Genomic DNA, 16,828 nt, shown 5'->3' on the forward strand with positions numbered 1-16,828 from the left:
TCTTCTAACCCGAAATATCCCGGGGAGTGTGAGGGGCTGCGCCCCTCACCTGAACAGGCCTGTGCGCAGGGCATTTGCCCTGTGCTCCGTTTGACAACAAAAGCCGCTTTCCAGATCGGTATCGGCCCCTTATGAAGACGCATCATGAGCGCCATCGACAATCTCCCCCCGCTGCGCGAGGTCATCGCGACCCATCAGCTCTCGGCCCGCAAATCACTGGGCCAGAACTTCCTTCTGGATCTGAACCTGACTGCGAAAATCGCGCGTCAGGCCGGAGACCTGACCGGCTGTGACGTGCTGGAAATCGGCCCCGGCCCCGGCGGCCTCACCCGGGGTTTGCTGAGCGAAGGCGCCCGCAAGGTGCTCGCCATTGAAAAAGACCAGCGCTGCCTGCCCGCGCTAGCAGAGATCGCCAATGCCCATCCGGGCCGCCTGGAGGTGATCAATGGCGATGCGCTGGAGATCGACCCGCTGGCGCATCTGACGCCCCCGATCCGCGTCGCCGCCAACCTGCCCTATAACGTCGGCACCGAGCTTCTGGTGCGCTGGCTGACGCCCAAGGACTGGCCGCCTTTCTGGCAAAGCCTCACCTTGATGTTCCAGCGCGAAGTGGCCGAGCGTATCGTGGCGCAACCCGGCTCCAAAGCATATGGGCGGCTTGCGATCCTTGCGCAGTGGCGCGCGGAGGCGAAGATCGCCCTGTCGCTGCCGCCGGGGGCCTTTACGCCGCCACCCAAAGTGTCCAGCGCCGTGGTGCATCTGACCGCCCTGCCAGAGCCGCGTTTCCCGGCCGATGCGGCCATCCTCAGCCGCGTGGTGGCTGCCGCCTTCAACCAGCGCCGCAAGATGCTGCGCGCCTCGCTCAAAGGCGTCTCGCCCCAAATCGAGGATCACCTGAACGCCGCAGGCATCCCGCCTACAGAACGCGCAGAGCAAGTCAGCCTTGAGGGGTTCTGTGCCCTCGCCCGCAGCCTCGCGCAGACCTGATCTCCCCGAGCGATCAAAAAGACAACCAACAACGTAAAAAACCCCGCAGCAAACGCTACGGGGTTTTCTTTCATCTCATGCAAAGCAACCTTATTCGGCGGCTTCCTGAGGCTCATCCGGCTTTGGTTTGGGCTTTGCGCGGCTGCGCTTTGGCTTGGACTCAGCCTCCGGTTTTGCCTCGCCGGTCTCTCCATCTTTGGGGGCTGCCGGTTTGCGGCTGCGTGGTTTGCGCGCCGGCGCTTTCTTGGCGGGTGCAGCCTCGGGATCGGCAGTCTTGCCTTCTGGTGTCTCCACCAAACCGATGTCATCCTGCGGCACCTGAGGCGCTGCCTCGCGCGGGTCGGCGATCTCGGGCTGTGGCCCATCACCTGCAGCAACATCGGCCGCTTCGCGCTCCTGACGCTCCAGACGCTCGGCGCGCTCGCGGTCACGCTCAGCTTGGCGTTCGCGGTTCTGGCGTTCCTGCTCTTCGCGCTTGGCTTCGATCTCGCGCTGCGCCTCGTTCAGCATACGCAGGTAATGTTCCGCGTGCTGCTGAAAATTCTCGGTTGCCACACGGTCATTTCCAAGCTGCGCGTCGCGCGCCAGCTGGTTGTATTTATCGATGATTTGTTGCGGCGTTCCGCGAACCTTACCCTCGGGTCCAGAGCTGTCGAACACGCGGTTGACAACATTGGCCCCATTCGGGCGATTACGGTTCGACTTCGAACGCGAACGTGATTTTGACGATCTCATATGCCTAACGTCAGCCTTGGTTCTAATTGTCGAAGACCGCGTACCGCGCTTCCTGCGCATGGGCCTGCGAACGTTTTTGGGCTTGGCGTCGCCGAGAGGTCCGTTGACGTCCTCTTGCAACAGCGACACCTTGAGTAACCACGTTCCTCCGTCACAAACAAGGGGGGAACGTCGGTTTTTTGTCTCTTTTTGCATGGAGACTTCAAAATATAGCGCAATTGGGCCCTAAAGTCACGGATTTCGGCCCAAAACGACACGATCCCGACCATCGAGATCGGGCAGCACCGTCACCTCAACTAGGCCCGCAGCCCGCATCATTTCGGCCACAGCTGCCCCTTGGGTTGGACCGATCTCAACCAGCACACGGCCCCCTTGCGCCAGATGACGCCCAAGCCCCGCGCAAATCAGCCGATAAGCGCTTAGCCCATCAGCCCCATCCGTCAGCGCCATTTGCGGCTCATGTTCGCGCACCTCTTCCGAGAGATCATCCATCTCGTCCAGCGCGATATAGGGCGGGTTGGAGACGATCAGGTCAAACTGACCTTTGACGGCAGAGAACCAATCCGACTGGCGAATGTCTGCCCGTGCCTCGACCCGGTGCAACACCGCATTGGCGCTGGCCTGCAGGCAGGCAGCCTCGCTCAAGTCCACACCGAGGCCCAGCGCGCCCTGTTGTTCCGCCAAAAGCGTCACCAGAATGCAGCCCGAACCCACGCCGAGGTCCAGCACACGTTCGAATGGTTCTGAGAGGGCAGCTTCGATCAGGGTCTCAGTTTCGGGGCGCGGATCCAGCACATCCGCCGAGACCTTGAAGCGGCGCCCGTAGAAATCCCGCTCGCCGATCAGATGCGACACCGGCACCCGGATCGCCCGCAGGGAAATCAGCTGGTCGTAGCGCTCTGCCACCTCGTGCGAGAGCTCCTCGGGTGCAATCAGCGTCACCCGTGCTGCCTCGATCCGCGCCGCATGGGCCAACAGCACCCGCGCATCGCGCGCCGGATCGTCCACCCCCGCCGCCCGAAGACGTGCGGTCGCAGCAACCATGGCCTGCGCGGCGGTGGTGGTCATTGCCCCATCTCCGCCAGCAGTTTCGCCTGATGTTCGGAAATCAGCGCATCGATGATCTCATCCAGATCTCCCCCCATGATCTGCTCCAGCTTGTAAAGCGTGAGGTTGATCCGGTGATCCGACATGCGCCCCTGTGGGAAATTATAGGTTCGGATGCGTTCCGAGCGATCCCCCGATCCCACCTGAGAGGCACGATCCGCCGAGCGTTCGCTGTCGATGCGCTGCCGCTCCAGATCATATAGCCGGGTTTTCAGCACCTGCATGGCGATCTCGCGGTTGCGGTGCTGGGATTTCTCGGAACTCGTCACCACCAGTCCGGTGGGCAGGTGCGTGATCCGCACCGCCGAGTCGGTGGTGTTCACGTGCTGCCCGCCCGCACCGGAAGAGCGCATGGTATCAATGCGCAGGTCATTGGCGTCGATCTTGATATCCACGTCCTCGGCCTCGGGCAGCACCGCCACCGTGGCCGCAGAGGTGTGAATGCGCCCACCACTCTCGGTGACTGGTACGCGCTGGACACGGTGCACACCGCTCTCATACTTGAGCCGGGCAAAGACCCCATCGCCATTGATCCGCGCCACCAGTTCCTTGAGGCCGCCCAGTTCCGAGACCTGCTCTTCGATCACGTCGATCTTCCAGCCCTGCGCCTCGGCGTAGCGGCTGTACATGCGGTAGAGATCACCGGCAAACAGCGCCGCCTCATCGCCCCCGGTTCCGGGGCGGATCTCCAGGATCGCCGCACGGCTGTCGGCTTCATCCTTGGGCAAGAGCGCCAGTTGCAGCGCATGTTCCGCCTCTGGCAGCGCCGCCTTCAGGGTGGGAATTTCTTCTTCTGCCAGCGCCTTCATATCCGGATCGGCCAGCATTTCCTCAGCCTCGGCCAGATCGCTCAGCAACTGGCGATAGGCGCTAATTTGCTCTGCAACCGGGCGCAGGTCGGAATATTCCTTGGCGAGTTTTGCAATGTCGCCGCCTGCCCCATCGGCCATTGCGGCCTCAAGGTACTGATAGCGTTGCAGGATCTGTTCCAGCCGGTCTTCGGGGATCATGTCGTGGCGTGTCTCGCTGTTGGGTGCGCCTCTTGCTTTGGCGCGGGGCTTCACCTGTGATAGGCTAGAGCCATGAAACATGCCAGTGGTCTTGTCCGGTTTGCAGCCTGCACCGCTCTTGCGGGCGGAGCTGCTTTTGCGTCATTTGCGCGGGCCGATGTCACCGGCCCTGGCGGCAAGACCATTGATTGCTACTGCACCGACACCCAAGGCGGGCGTATTGAGCTGGGCGAAACCATCTGCCTGCAGGTGGATGGGCGCATGTTCATGGCGCAGTGCCAGATGTCGCTGAATGTGCCGATGTGGCGCAAGATCGAGGATGGCTGCCTCTCAGCGGCAAACCGTTTCAGCCCGCGGCCCCAAACACTCCCGCGCCTTTAGGGTGCTGATCGCCGGGCGATAGCCCGGCGCCCGGCCCAACGGGAGCGGATCAGCGTTGCTGATCTGGCGACGGGCGGGAGCTTCCCCCCGCTTGGGTTTGTCTTTACTCGGATGCACGCTCCGGCAGGATGCAGAGCAGTTCGTAAATCAGGTTGGCCGCCACCAATGCAGTATTGCCGGACGGGTCATAGGGCGGCGACACTTCCACCAGATCGCAGCCCACCACATTCAGCCCCTTAAAGGCCCGGATCAGCTCCAGCGCTTGCATGGTGGTCAGCCCGCCGATTTCCGGCGTGCCGGTGCCCGGCGCAAAGGCCGGATCAAGACTGTCGATATCATAGGAAATATAGACCGGACGCGCGCCAATATCGCGGCGAATTTCCGCCCCCATATTGTGCAGCGAACGATTCCACAGCTCGGACGCCAGGAAATGCTGAAAGCCCCAGCCCTGTGGTTCCTTGAAATCATCCGGCCCATAGCCGGTGCCCCGCAAACCGATCTGATAGACCTTGTCGGCCTCCAGCAAGCCCTCCTCATAGGCGCGGCGGAATACCGTGCCATGGGTTTCCTTCTCGCCGAACATCTCGTCATTGACGTCTGCGTGGGCATCCACATGGATCACCGCGACGGGGCCGTGTTTGCGCGCAATCGCCCGCAGGATCGGCAGGGTGATCGAATGATCTCCCCCCATCGCCAGCGGCATCACCCCGGAGGCAAGGATCGCATCATAGCTGTCCTCAATGATGCGCAAGGAGTCCGCAAGGTTGAAGGTGTTGATCGCCAGATCGCCAATATCGGCGATATTGAGGGTCTCAAACGGTGCAGCACCTGTGGTCATGTTATAGGGGCGGATCATCGCGCTCTCGGCGCGGATCTGCTTGGGACCAAACCGGGTGCCGGACCGCCAGGATGTGCCAATATCCATTGGCACGCCCAGAATGGCCACATCCAGCCCCTCCAGCGAGGTGGCCTGCGGCAGTCGCATAAACGTCCCCGGTCCGGAAAACCGTGCCAGATCATTGCCGCTGATGGGTTGATTGAACTCGCTCATCGTCCTGTCATCCTCCAGCCCAGAAGGCAGATAATACTCATGGCCACATGGGCGCCCGCGATCGCGGTGGCGCCGGTGGTGTCAAAGGGCGGAGAGACCTCGACGATATCGCCGCCCACAATGTTGATGCCGCGCAGGCCCTTCAGGATCGCCTCTGCCTGCGCCGTGGTCAGACCGCCCCAGACCGGTGTGCCGGTGCCCGGCGCATAGGCCGGATCAAGGCAATCGATATCGAAAGTCAGATAGACCGGCCGGTCGCCCAGAACCTCGCGGATGCGGCGCGCGGTCTCAAAGGGGCCGATCTCATGCACGGTGGGTGCGTCGATGGTCGGCACGCCGAGATTGTCCTCATTGGTGGTGCGAATGCCCACCTGCACCGAGGTCGCCGGATCAATGATGCCGGATTTCACCGCCTTGTAGAACATGGTGCCATGATCGACGCGGCTGAAATCATCATCGGCCCAGGTGTCGCTGTGGGCATCGAAATGCAACAGCGAGATCGGCCCGTATTTCTCGGCATAGGCCTTGAGGATCGGAAAGCTCACGTAGTGATCGCCGCCAATCGCAACCGAAGCGGTCTCTGTCGCCAGAATGCCCCGGATATGGTCCGTCAGCGTGTCGGGAAAGGCCGGGACATTGGCATAATCAAATGCCATGTCGCCGTAATCCACAATCGCCAGTTCGCTTGCAGGACATATGTCCCACCCATAAGGCGCATCCGGGCTTTGCAGGGCAGATGCCTCACGCACCGCACGCGGCCCAAGCCGGGTGCCGGGGCGGTTGGTCACCGCCTGATCAAAGGGGATGCCGGTGACCGCGATATCCGCATGGGTCAGATCCTTGCTGTAGCGCCGTCGCAGAAACGATGTTGCCCCGCCAAAGGTATTCTCAAAGCTGAGACCCTTAAGATCCTCGCGGGTAAAGGCTTGATCGACCTGTGTTTTTGCGTCTTCCAGCGCCATGTCGGACTGCTCCCTGTTCTCGGGTTATGCTCACGTCCTAGCCAATGCAGGCGGGCTTGTCATCCGAAAGCCCGCCGCCGATCGCGATTTCACGCCAAAGGCTGTGCTTTCTCCACCAGACGGGCAAAGAACGACGCCCCGACCGGAGAAATCTCATCGTTGAAATCATATTCCGGGTGATGCAGCCCGGCGGTGTCGCCTTGACCAAGGAACAGATAAGCGCCGGGGCGGGCTTGCAGCATATATGAGAAATCCTCCGCCCCCATCTCGCGGCCCGCATCCCCCTGCACATTGGCATCGCCCGAGATTTCGCGCGCAATATCGGTGGCAAAGGCTGCCTTTTCCGCATCGTTGATGGTGGCGGGATACCCAACCGCGTAATCAAGCTCTGCGTCCACACCGTAAGCCACTGCACAGCCCTTCACGATCTCGTCAAAGCGCGCCATCACCATGCGCTGCACCTCCGGATTAAAGGTGCGCACCGTGCCGTTGATATAGGCGGTTTCCGGGATCACATTGTCGACGGTGCCGGTGTGGATCTGAGTGACGGAAATCACCAGATCCTCGGTCGCATGATGGTTGCGGCTGACGATGGTCTGGATCGCTTGCGCCATGCCACAGGCCGCCATCACCGGATCACGGGTCTCATGCGGCATTGCGCCATGACCGCCCAGCCCTTTGATGTTGATGGTAAACTCATCCACCGCCGCCATCAGCGCGCCCGGCGTGGTGACAAAATGGCCAACCGGCAGCCCCGGCGCATTGTGCAGCGCGTAGACTTCCTTGATATCAAAGCGCTCCATTACGCCTTCCTCAACCATGATCTGCGCGCCGCCGATCACCTCTTCGGCGGGCTGGAACAACAGCGCCACCCGGCCCTTGAAATTGCGCGTTTCAGCCAGGTATTTCGCCGCGCCGAGCAGCATCGTGGTGTGCCCGTCATGGCCACAGGCATGCATTTTCCCCGGTTCGCGGGACTTGTAGTCCAGATCGCGCACCTCGGTGATCGGCAGCGCGTCCATATCCGCGCGCAGACCAAGGGTCGGCCCCTCGCCCTGACCCTTAATGATGGCTACAATCCCGTTTTGCGCGATCCCGCCATGGATCTCGTCAACGCCCAATGTTTCCAGTATTTCAGTCACATATGCGGCGGTCTTTACGGTGTCCAATCCCAGTTCAGGGATCTGGTGAAGATGGCGTCGCCAGGTCTTCATGTCTTCGGCATAATCGGCGATGCGGTTCACGACCGGCATGGGGTGGACTCCTGTCAAATAGTCGGGATGATGCAGCAGAACACGAAATCCCGGGCAGGTGCAATGAGCGACGACAGGTTGATCCACGATGAAAATGCAGGAATCGAACGGCTCTTGGAAATCATGCGTCGCCTGCGCGATCCCAAAACCGGCTGCCCATGGGATATCGAACAAAGCTTTGCCAGTATCGCGCCCTACACCATCGAAGAGGCCTATGAGGTCGCCGACGCCATTGAGCGCGAAAAATGGGACGAGTTGAGAGGCGAGTTGGGCGATCTTCTGTTCCAATCGGTCTTTCATGCGCAGATGGCCGAGGAAGCCGGGCATTTCACCTTTCAGGACGTGGTCACCACCATGTCCAACAAGATGGTCTCGCGCCATCCACATGTGTTCGGCGACGAGAGCCGCGATAAATCCGCCGACCAGCAAACGCAGGATTGGGAGACGATCAAGGCCGCCGAACGGGCCGCCAAGGCAGAAACCGGCGCGCTGGATGGTGTTGCCGTGGGGCTGCCCGCCCTGCTGCGGGCCTACAAGCTGCAAAAACGGGCCGCGCGGGTCGGGTTTGACTGGCCGTCCGCCCACAACGTGCTGGCCAAGATCGCCGAAGAATCTGCCGAGTTGGTCGAAGCTCAAGAGCGCCTCACTCAGGATGAAGTCGAAGAAGAGTTTGGCGACCTTCTGTTCGTGATGGCCAATCTGGGCCGTCATCTCGGCGTTGAACCCGAAGCCGCCCTGCGCCGCACCAACGCCAAATTCACACGCCGTTTCAAGGGCGTAGAAGCCAAACTTGCCGCCCTCGGCAAGCGCGCAGAGGACAGTGAGTTGGCTGAAATGGACGCGCTTTGGAACGACGTAAAAGCTGAGGAAAAAGCCCGCAGCTAACCCGCCCGCCCGGCCTTTGACGCCGGAGCTTTGAAAATCTGTTGTGCGCTTGCGCTCAAAACGCCTAGCCGTGCAATGCACAGACCCCGGTTTGTCACCGCCCACTTACCCCGATGGAGCCCCCAATGCCCCCCCGCAAAATTATCATCGACACGGACCCGGGACAGGACGATGCGGTCGCAATCCTGCTGGCTTTGGGCTCTCCCGAAGACATTGATCTGCTCGGGATCACCACGGTCGCCGGAAATGTGCCGCTGGCCCTGACGCAAAAGAACGCCCGCATCACCTGCGAAGTTGCAGGACGGCCAGAGGTCAAAGTTTACGCTGGCTGTGATGCCCCGCTGGAGCGCCCCCTCGTCACGGCCGAACATGTCCACGGCAGCACTGGCCTCGACGGGCCGGATCTGTTTGAGCCCACCATGGCGTTGCAGGACCAGCACGGCGTCGAGTTTATCATCGACACCCTGCGTGCAGAGGCCCCCGGCACTGTGACCCTCTGTCCTCTCGGCCCGCTCACCAATATTGGCGCGGCGTTCCGCAAAGCTCCCGATATCATTGATCGCGTTCAGGAAATCGTCCTGATGGGAGGCGCTTATTTCGAGGTCGGCAATATAACCCCGGCTGCAGAATTCAACATCTACGTCGATCCCGAAGCGGCCCGGGACGTCCTCGCCTCGGGCGTCAAGATCACCATGATGCCGCTTGATGTCACTCACAAGGCGCTGACCTCGCGGGCACGGGTTCAGGCCTTTCGCGACCTTGGCAGCCGCGTCGGCAACTTCACCGCAGATATGCTTGATTTCTTTGAACGATTTGACGTTGAGAAATACGGCTCCGAAGGTGGTCCGCTGCATGACCCTTGTGTGATCGCCTACCTGATCCAACCAGAGCTGTTCTCCGGCCGCCACATCAACGTCGAGATTGAGACCACCTCTCCCCTGACCCTCGGGATGACAGTTGCCGACTGGTGGGGCGTCACGGACCGCCCAGCCAACGCACTGTTCATCGGCGATGTCGATGCAGACGGCTTTTTTGCCCTGCTGACCGAACGGCTGGGCCGACTATGAGTGCCTCTCTGCATCTCGCCCGCCCCGAAGATCTGGAAAAACTGCTCACCTTGGTGCAGGGGTTTCACGCCGAAGAAGGCATCGACAGCACGGATGAGCAACGGCGCGGCGCGCTGCTGCCGCTCCTCGAAGGGATCCCCTATGGCGCAATCTACCTGATCGGCCCGGTGCGTGCGCCTATCGGCTACATCATTGTGACCTTCACATGGTCGGTGGAGTTTGGCGGCCTCGATGGGATGATTGATGAGTTCTTCATTCGCCCCGCCGTGCGCGGACGCGGCATCGCCACCGAGGTGCTTCACGCCCTGCCCCGCACCCTTGCAGAGGCGGGCGTGCGCGCCCTGCACCTTGAGGTTGATCGCGACAATGAACCCGCAATCAAACTCTACACCCGCGCCCGCTTCAGCGCCCGCGAGCGGTACATTCTCATGAGCCGCGCGCTCTGATCAGCGCCGCCGCCTTTTCAGCTTCTTATAAATATCTCGGGGAGCGCGAGGGGCTGGCCCCTCGCCCCCTCACCTCACCCCTTGATCAGAGGGATATGCGTGGCGCGCGCCTCTGGGATCAGACCTGAAATCCGTGGATCATCCGCAATTTCAACAGCGCGCCCGTAAGGCACAAACCCCGAGCGCGTATAAAACCCCAGCGCCTGCGGACTGTCGAGCGTACAGGTATGCACAAAGAAGCGGTTGATATCGCGGGAAAATGCACGCGCAATGGCATGTTCCATCAGCCAGCGCCCCACGCCGCCACCGATCAGATCTGCGGACAGGCCAAAGAACGACAATTCGCAATCCCCGTTCGCCATCCACTCCAGTTCCAACAGGCCCAGATCCTCGCCCTGTTTTTGCACCGACCAAACCTCGACCGCATCCGATTTCAGATGCGCCGCAAGGTCCGCGTCTTCCCAAAGCAGGCGTGAAAACCACAGGTAATCCTCGCCCACAAGACGGTAGAGACCACGATACCACGCCACAGAAGGCGCATCATGCAACGCCAATGTCAGTTCTGGCTGCGGCGCGCACTTACGCGGCGTTGGGCGCGCTTTCATCTCCAGATAGGTCACAACAGAGGCCAGCTTTCCCGCAGGCAGATCGGTGATGCCATCCGGCAAGGTTGGGGCAAATGTCATAGCGCGCATCCGGGTATTTTGTATCCAATCACTCTATGACTAAGGCGCTGCCTTCGCTTGCACAACCCCTGCGCCAAACGCAAAACGCCCCGGATCGCTCCGGGGCGCCTGCCATCAAAGAAGTGCGTAAAAATCAGCCCTTGAGGATCGAACGACCGGCGTATTCCGCGATCTCGCCGAGGGTTTCCTCGATACGGATCAGCTGGTTGTATTTCGCGAGCCGGTCGGAACGCGCCAGCGAGCCGGTTTTGATCTGACCGCAGTTGGTTGCCACGGCGAGGTCAGCGATGGTGGCATCCTCGGTCTCGCCAGAGCGGTGCGACATCACATTGGTATAGCGCGCGCGATGCGCCATATCGACCGCCTGCAGGGTCTCGGTGAGCGAGCCGATCTGGTTCACTTTCACCAGCATGGAGTTGGCACAGCCGCGCTCGATGCCTTCTGCCAGACGCACCGGGTTGGTCACGAACAAATCGTCGCCCACCAGCTGCACCTTATCGCCAATCTGGTCGGTCAACGCCTTCCAGCCGTCCCAGTCATCCTCGGACATGCCGTCTTCGATCGAGATGATCGGGTAGTCATTGACCAGAGCGGCCAGATAGGCGGCGTTTTCTTCCGAGGTCAGGGTCTTGCCCTCGCCGGACAGGACGTATTTGCCGTCTTTGTAGTACTCAGTCGCTGCACAATCGAGCGCGAGGTAGATCTCCTCGCCGGGCTTGTAACCCGCCTTCTCGATGGACTTCAGAATGAAATCAAGCGCTTCACGGGTGGAGGCAATGTTGGGGGCAAAGCCACCCTCATCGCCGATGCCGGTCGACAGACCCGCCGCCGACAGCTCTTTTTTCAGGGTGTGGAACACCTCGGAGCCCATGCGGACCGCGTCGCGGATGTTTTCCGCAGCCACCGGCATGATCATGAATTCCTGAATGTCGATCGGATTGTCCGCGTGCTCGCCGCCGTTGATGATGTTCATCATCGGCACCGGCAGAACCCGCGCCGAGGTGCCGCCGACATAGCGATAGAGCGGCTGGGTGGTGAAATCCGCCGCCGCCTTTGCCACCGCCAGCGACACGCCGAGGATGGCGTTTGCGCCCAGACGGCTCTTGTTTTCGGTGCCGTCGAGTTCAATCATCGCGCGGTCGATGGAGACCTGCTCGGTGGCATCAAAGCCGACCAGCTCATCGGCGATCTCTCCATTGACGGCTGCGACCGCCTCAAGGACGCCCTTGCCCATGTAGCGGGACGTGTCGCCGTCGCGCTTTTCCACCGCCTCATAGGCACCGGTCGATGCGCCAGACGGCACCGCCGCGCGGCCCATGGTGCCGTCTTCGAGAACGACATCGACTTCGACGGTGGGGTTGCCCCGGCTGTCGAGGATCTCGCGGGCGTGAATGTCGATAATGGTGCTCATCGCAAATGGTCCCTCACTGTGACACGATTTGCCCCCGGTCATAGCAAGCCCGTGTAAAAAGTAAACCGGAGGCGTTATCGCTAACGGTCGTTATTCGAGAGGTTTAACCCTAACATTGGGAAATTTTCTTCCCTGCCCTCGCTGCCCTCACCTCGCGCCGCGACAAAAATGACGCGGCAGCGGCGTGAAGCATCACGATGGTAGCGCTCACCCTTGCGTGCAATTCTTAACAGATCAAGCATACGCGCATGTCCAAACCCATCCGATTCCACGAATTTCTTCTCAGCAACGCGCCCTATCTTTCGGCGGGTGTACTGCTGACCTTTCTGTCGAGCTTTGGGCAGACCTTTTTCATTTCGGTCTTTGCCGGGCAGATCCAGACGGAGTTTGGTCTCAGCCATGCGGGCTGGGGCGGGCTTTATATGGTGGGCACCACGGCCTCGGCCCTGGTGATGGTGGCGGCGGGCGGCCTCTCGGACATTCTGCGGGTGCGCCAGCTCGGTGCCCTCGTGCTCTGTGGGCTGGCGGCGGCCTGCGTGCTGATGGCGCTCAATCACAGCTACTGGGTCCTGCCGCTGTCGATATTCGCGCTGCGGTTCTTTGGTCAGGGCATGAGCACACATCTGGCGATCGTTGCCATGGCGCGATGGTTTGTCGCCACGCGCGGACGGGCGCTGTCGATTGCGGCACTTGGCGTTGCGCTCGGCCAGGCCCTCTTGCCACTGATCTTTGTGGCACTGATGACGATACTGGACTGGCGCACGCTCTGGCTGGTCAGCGCCGCCGTTTGCCTGATGGGCGCCCCTGTGTTGGTGCGGCTGCTCTCGCAGGAACGCACGCCGCAATCCTCCTCAGAGGATGTCAGCAGCACCGGCATGGACAACCGCCACTGGACCCGCTGGGAGGCCCTGCGCTCCCCGGTGTTCTGGTTGATGGTGCCATCCATTCTGGGACCTGCGGCCTTCACAACGGCATTCTTCTTTCACCAGCTCCATTTCGCCACCACCAAAGGCTGGACCCTGTTGGAACTGGTGGCGTATTTCCCCTTTTTCACCGTGATGTCGGTCGTCTCCATGCTGGTGGCGGGTTGGGCGCTGGACCGCTGGAGCGCAACACGGCTGATGCCGCTTTATCAGCTGCCCTTGGTCGCGGCCTTCATCATCTTTGCCACCGTCTCCAGCGGCGTGGGCATGGCTGCGGGGTTCTTCTGCATGGCGGCCTCGGTCGGGGCGCATTCGGTGCTGCCTAGTTCGTTCTGGGCCGAAGTTTTCGGCACCCGCAGCATCGGCGCGATCAAGTCACTGGTGATGGCGGTCATGGTCTTTGGCACCGCCGTCGGGCCGGGCCTGACCGGGCTGCTGATCGACCTTGGCATCAATTTTGACAAGCAAGGCTATGGGATCGCAGTATATTTCCTGCTCACCACCCTCTGCATGGTGGTCGGTGTTGCAACCGCACGCGGGCGGCTAACAGCCGCCACCGCCTGAGGTCAGGCGGGCTGTACCGCCATCCGCGCGGCCCGACGGGCCAGACGCCGTTCACGCACAAAGGTATAAAGCCCGGTGGCAATGATCAGCGCCGACCCCAGTAGCGTCATCGCATCGGGGCGCTCGGAAAACACAATCGCGCCGCCAATCATTGAAAACACCAGACGCGAGTAGCGAAACGGTGTGATGACCGCCGCGTCGGCAATCCGCGTCGCTGTGACGATCCCGTAATAAGCCACCACCCCAAAGATCGTGCCCCCTGCGAGCATCCCCCACTCAAAAGAGGTCGGCGCAACCATTGTCTGTGGGGTCAACAACAGCATCGCTCCACCCGCGACAACAACCGCAAGATAGGCCTGAACGCTCACCACAGATGATGGAATGCTTGCGGGCATCCGGCGGGTCATCAGATCACGCGCAGCCACGCAGAGCACCGAAACCAGCACCAACAGCGCGTTGGGCTCGAACCCTGCCAATCCCGGACGGATGATGATCAAAACACCGATAAAGCCCACAAAGATCGCGCTCCACCGGCGCCAGCCCACTTGTTCCCCCAGAAACAGGGCCGCGCCCATGGTGATCGCCAACGGCGTCGCCTGAAACACCGCCGCCACCACTGAGATGTCGACCAAGGCCAGCGCGGTGGCAAAGCTCATCGCAGCGCCCCCTTCTGCCAAGGCGCGCAACACAGGCATTGGCTGCCATGCATCACGGCTCCAGAGGCTCTGTTTTTGCAAGCGCAATGCGACAAAGAACACAACACCCGCGCCAAGACCGATGAACAAAAGGATCTGGCCCACAGCGAGGCTGCCGGAGAGTTGCTTGATGAACAGATCCTCGATGGTGAAGCCAACCATCGCGATCAGCAGCAGCACAATACCTTTGACATTATCCATGGGGCGCGCGTCCTTGGCGAAAGCTCGGAAATTTTGCCAGCCATCGCGCGATGCGACCGCATGACGCAAGGCCCAAATCATGCCCGCATCAGCAGAAGTTGTGACGCCATGCATTCACAACGCTGATAGGTCATCCACCTGCGGGATATGGATTGTCATGGAGATAAAGCCAGCCTGACGCGGTTCAGCCGTTCTTTTTGAGTGGCACGCCATAGAGTTCGAGCTTGTGGCCCTTGAGCCGATAACCCAGCTTTTTGGCGATTTTTTCCTGCAGTTCCTCGATTTCCGGGTCGCAGAATTCGATCACCTCACCGCTGTTGAGATCGATCAGATGGTCATGATGATCGCGGTCTGCATCCTCATAGCGCGCACGCCCATCGCCGAACTCAAGCCGTTCAAGAATGCCTGATTCTTCAAAAAGTTTGACGGTGCGATAGACCGTCGCCAAAGAAATACCGGAATCCTGCGCATTGGCGCGGGCATGCAATTCTTCCACATCCGGGTGGTCGTCGCTTTCCTGAAGAACGCGGGCAATGGTGCGCCGCGGGCCGGTCATACGCAGGCCGCGGGCCTCGCAGCGGGAGATAATCGTATCTGTCATGCCTGTTACGTCCCTGTCGTTCACTGCGGGGTCCCTTGCTTGGCGCTTCTTTTTAGCGAATGCAAGCGACATCGCAAACAGGCAACTTGCCGCCCCCACCATTGACATTTGTGCCGCGCCACGCCATTTGCGCCTCAGGCACACCCTCTGCCGCGTGAGCAGAGATCCGCAGCGCCGCCAGCCCGTCAATGGTTTGGCCCGCCCCTGCCCCCTTGCACTTGCTGATGTCGGCAGGCGTTGAATGGGCAGTTTGCAACGGATCTTGTCGGGGATGCCATGGTTCCAAGATCACGCGTGGGGCTAGTTGCGGCAGATCGACCGAACGGCATGCGGCCGTCTGGGTCTGAGGTCTCCGCCCCACCGAATGATCGGGAGGTACGGCTGAACGCCTGCCCCCGAAACGGCTGTGCGCCTGCGGACGGCAGCCGTTGAGAGGACGTTGAATGACTGAATTTTCCACTATGGATCTGCCCAAGCACCTGCACACCCGCATGGAAGCCATGGGCTTTAACACCCCCACCCCCATTCAGGCGCGCGCGATTCCGCATGCTCTGAACGGTCAGGATGTGCTGGGTCTCGCCCAGACCGGCACCGGCAAAACTGCGGCCTTTGGTGTGCCGCTGGTGGCGCAGATGCTGGAATATGGTCAAAAACCCGCCGCCGGGACCGTACGCGGTTTGATCCTTGCCCCGACGCGCGAGCTCGCAAACCAGATCGCCGAAACCCTGCGTGGCCTCACCGAAGGCAGCCCGCTCAAGACCGGGCTGGTGGTCGGTGGTGTCTCCATCAATCCGCAGATCAACCGACTGTCCCGTGGCACCGATATTCTGGTCGCCACGCCCGGACGTCTCTTGGATATTCTCGACCGCAAGGCGCTGGATCTTGGGTCTTGTGACTTTCTGGTTCTGGACGAGGCTGACCAGATGCTGGATCTGGGCTTTATCCATGCCCTGCGCAAGATCGCAGCACTTCTGCCTGAAAAGCGTCAAACCATGCTGTTCTCGGCCACGATGCCCAAGCAGATGAACGAGATCGCAAATGCCTATCTCAAGAGCCCCGTGCGCATTGAAGTGACCCCTCCGGGCAAGCCCGCCGCCAAGGTCACCCAGTCCGTGCATTTCATTGCCAAGGCAGAGAAACTCAGCCTTCTGAAGGAGTTGCTGGCCAAACATGATGGCGAGCGCACGCTGGTCTTTGGCCGCACCAAACATGGCATGGAAAAGCTGATGAAGGTGCTGGACAAGGCAGGCTTCAAGGCGGCGGCGATCCACGGCAACAAGAGCCAGGGCCAGCGCGAACGGGCGTTGAAGGCCTTTAAGTCAGGCGAGATCACTGTGCTGGTGGCGACGGATGTGGCGGCGCGCGGGCTGGATATTCCAGATGTGAAATACGTCTATAACTACGAGCTGCCCAATGTGCCGGATGCCTATGTGCACCGGATCGGCCGCACCGCGCGTGCGGGCAAGGATGGTCAGGCTGTGGCCTTCTGTGCCCCCGATGAGATCGGCGATCTGAAGGCGATCCAGAAAACCATGGGCATCACCATTCCTGTGGCCTCTGGCCGCGCCTGGGAAGAGCTGCCCGACCCGGCCGCCAAACCCGCGCGTGGTGGCGGACGTGGTCGCCCCGGTGGCGGTGGTGGCCGTGGCAAAGGCAGCGGCAAACCCGGTGGTGGGCGTCGTCGCTTTGGCGGTGGCAAACCCGAAGGGCAGCCCGGTGGTGGCGAAGCCCGGAACTCCGCTGGCGGTGGCGGGCGGCGGCGCAAATCCTGATCGAAGCGCCCTTTCGAACAGCGCGCCTACGGCGCGCAGGCTCAAGATCCGTGGATCTTGAGCCTCCCTCCCGGGCATCCTCCCGCCCCTT

17 protein-coding genes are annotated in these 16,828 nt (G+C 61.2%); 7 read left to right on the forward strand and 10 right to left on the reverse strand.

The window, feature by feature from the left end; translation table 11 throughout:
• The first annotated feature begins 144 nt into the window (after positions 1–144).
• Positions 145–987 (forward strand): 16S rRNA (adenine(1518)-N(6)/adenine(1519)-N(6))-dimethyltransferase RsmA, encoded by an 843-nt coding sequence (gene rsmA / locus QNI81_RS08245; protein WP_065330016.1) that lies wholly within the window; start codon positions 145–147, stop codon positions 985–987.
• A 90-nt stretch (positions 988–1,077) separates the two neighbouring features.
• Here the strand turns inward: rsmA and QNI81_RS08250 are convergent, their stop codons facing one another.
• The 3 genes from QNI81_RS08250 to prfA all read right to left on the reverse strand — a co-directional run bounded on the left by QNI81_RS08250 (position 1,078) and on the right by prfA (position 3,839).
• Complete coding sequence (locus tag QNI81_RS08250; RefSeq protein ID WP_283966202.1) at positions 1,078–1,722, reverse strand: DUF4167 domain-containing protein; 645 nt, start codon at positions 1,720–1,722, stop codon at positions 1,078–1,080.
• Between the two features lie 231 nt (positions 1,723–1,953).
• Entirely contained in the window at positions 1,954–2,790 is an 837-nt protein-coding gene (prmC, locus tag QNI81_RS08255; protein ID WP_283966203.1) for a peptide chain release factor N(5)-glutamine methyltransferase, read from the reverse strand.
• The gene (prfA, locus tag QNI81_RS08260; RefSeq protein WP_065326619.1) at positions 2,787–3,839 is read right to left on the reverse strand and encodes a peptide chain release factor 1; all 1,053 of its coding nucleotides are present in this window, start codon (positions 3,837–3,839) and stop codon (positions 2,787–2,789) included. The genes prmC and prfA overlap by 4 nt, the downstream gene beginning before the upstream one ends.
• Positions 3,840–3,911: 72 nt before the next feature.
• On the opposite strand from prfA, the gene QNI81_RS08265 reads away from it, so the two are divergent.
• The gene (locus QNI81_RS08265) at positions 3,912–4,220 is read left to right on the forward strand and encodes a hypothetical protein (RefSeq protein ID WP_283966204.1); all 309 of its coding nucleotides are present in this window, start codon (positions 3,912–3,914) and stop codon (positions 4,218–4,220) included.
• Positions 4,221–4,323: 103 nt separating this feature from the next.
• Here the strand turns inward: QNI81_RS08265 and speB (QNI81_RS08270) are convergent, their stop codons facing one another.
• The 3 genes from speB (QNI81_RS08270) to QNI81_RS08280 form a co-directional block, all read right to left on the reverse strand.
• Entirely contained in the window at positions 4,324–5,271 is a 948-nt protein-coding gene (gene speB / locus QNI81_RS08270) for an agmatinase (protein ID WP_009179121.1), read from the reverse strand.
• Positions 5,268–6,233, reverse strand: a complete 966-nt coding sequence (gene speB / locus QNI81_RS08275) for an agmatinase (protein WP_283966205.1) — start codon at positions 6,231–6,233, stop codon at positions 5,268–5,270. Before speB (QNI81_RS08275) ends, speB (QNI81_RS08270) begins: the two co-directional genes overlap by 4 nt.
• Before the next feature lie 89 nt (positions 6,234–6,322).
• Positions 6,323–7,486 (reverse strand): M20 aminoacylase family protein, encoded by a 1,164-nt coding sequence (locus QNI81_RS08280; RefSeq protein ID WP_168577048.1) that lies wholly within the window; start codon positions 7,484–7,486, stop codon positions 6,323–6,325.
• 63 nt (positions 7,487–7,549) lie between these two features.
• Between QNI81_RS08280 and mazG the strand changes: the two genes are divergently transcribed.
• The 3 genes from mazG (at position 7,550) to QNI81_RS08295 (ending at position 9,884) form a co-directional block, all read left to right on the forward strand.
• Positions 7,550–8,371, forward strand: coding sequence for a nucleoside triphosphate pyrophosphohydrolase (mazG, locus tag QNI81_RS08285; protein ID WP_283966206.1), 822 nt, complete (start codon positions 7,550–7,552; stop codon positions 8,369–8,371).
• Between the two features lie 125 nt (positions 8,372–8,496).
• Positions 8,497–9,438 carry a nucleoside hydrolase gene (locus QNI81_RS08290; RefSeq protein WP_283966207.1) on the forward strand — a complete coding sequence of 314 codons (942 nt, stop codon included), beginning with the start codon at positions 8,497–8,499 and terminating at the stop codon, positions 9,436–9,438.
• Entirely contained in the window at positions 9,435–9,884 is a 450-nt protein-coding gene (locus QNI81_RS08295; protein WP_005637449.1) for a GNAT family N-acetyltransferase, read from the forward strand. The genes QNI81_RS08290 and QNI81_RS08295 overlap by 4 nt, the downstream gene beginning before the upstream one ends.
• Positions 9,885–9,958: 74 nt before the next feature.
• On the opposite strand, the gene QNI81_RS08300 is transcribed toward QNI81_RS08295, so the two are convergent.
• Together QNI81_RS08300 and eno are read right to left on the reverse strand one after the other, a co-directional pair.
• The gene (locus QNI81_RS08300; protein ID WP_283966208.1) at positions 9,959–10,570 is read right to left on the reverse strand and encodes a GNAT family N-acetyltransferase; all 612 of its coding nucleotides are present in this window, start codon (positions 10,568–10,570) and stop codon (positions 9,959–9,961) included.
• 133 nt (positions 10,571–10,703) lie between these two features.
• Positions 10,704–11,981, reverse strand: a complete 1,278-nt coding sequence (gene eno / locus QNI81_RS08305; RefSeq protein WP_283966209.1) for a phosphopyruvate hydratase — start codon at positions 11,979–11,981, stop codon at positions 10,704–10,706.
• Between the two features lie 248 nt (positions 11,982–12,229).
• On the opposite strand from eno, the gene QNI81_RS08310 reads away from it, so the two are divergent.
• Positions 12,230–13,468, forward strand: coding sequence for an MFS transporter (locus QNI81_RS08310; protein ID WP_283966210.1), 1,239 nt, complete (start codon positions 12,230–12,232; stop codon positions 13,466–13,468).
• A gap of 2 nt (positions 13,469–13,470) precedes the next feature.
• On the opposite strand, the gene QNI81_RS08315 is transcribed toward QNI81_RS08310, so the two are convergent.
• Both QNI81_RS08315 and QNI81_RS08320 read right to left on the reverse strand, forming a co-directional pair.
• Positions 13,471–14,364 (reverse strand): DMT family transporter, encoded by an 894-nt coding sequence (locus QNI81_RS08315; RefSeq protein ID WP_065326638.1) that lies wholly within the window; start codon positions 14,362–14,364, stop codon positions 13,471–13,473.
• 184 nt (positions 14,365–14,548) lie between these two features.
• Entirely contained in the window at positions 14,549–14,965 is a 417-nt protein-coding gene (locus QNI81_RS08320) for a Fur family transcriptional regulator (protein WP_283966211.1), read from the reverse strand.
• A 443-nt stretch (positions 14,966–15,408) separates the two neighbouring features.
• Here QNI81_RS08320 and QNI81_RS08325 point away from each other — a divergent pair, with 443 nt between their 5' ends.
• Entirely contained in the window at positions 15,409–16,737 is a 1,329-nt protein-coding gene (locus tag QNI81_RS08325; protein WP_283966212.1) for a DEAD/DEAH box helicase, read from the forward strand.
• Positions 16,738–16,828 lie beyond the last annotated feature (91 nt).

It is taken from the genome of Tritonibacter sp. AK171, from assembly GCF_030127025.1.
GTDB lineage: Bacteria > Pseudomonadota > Alphaproteobacteria > Rhodobacterales > Rhodobacteraceae > Epibacterium > Epibacterium mobile.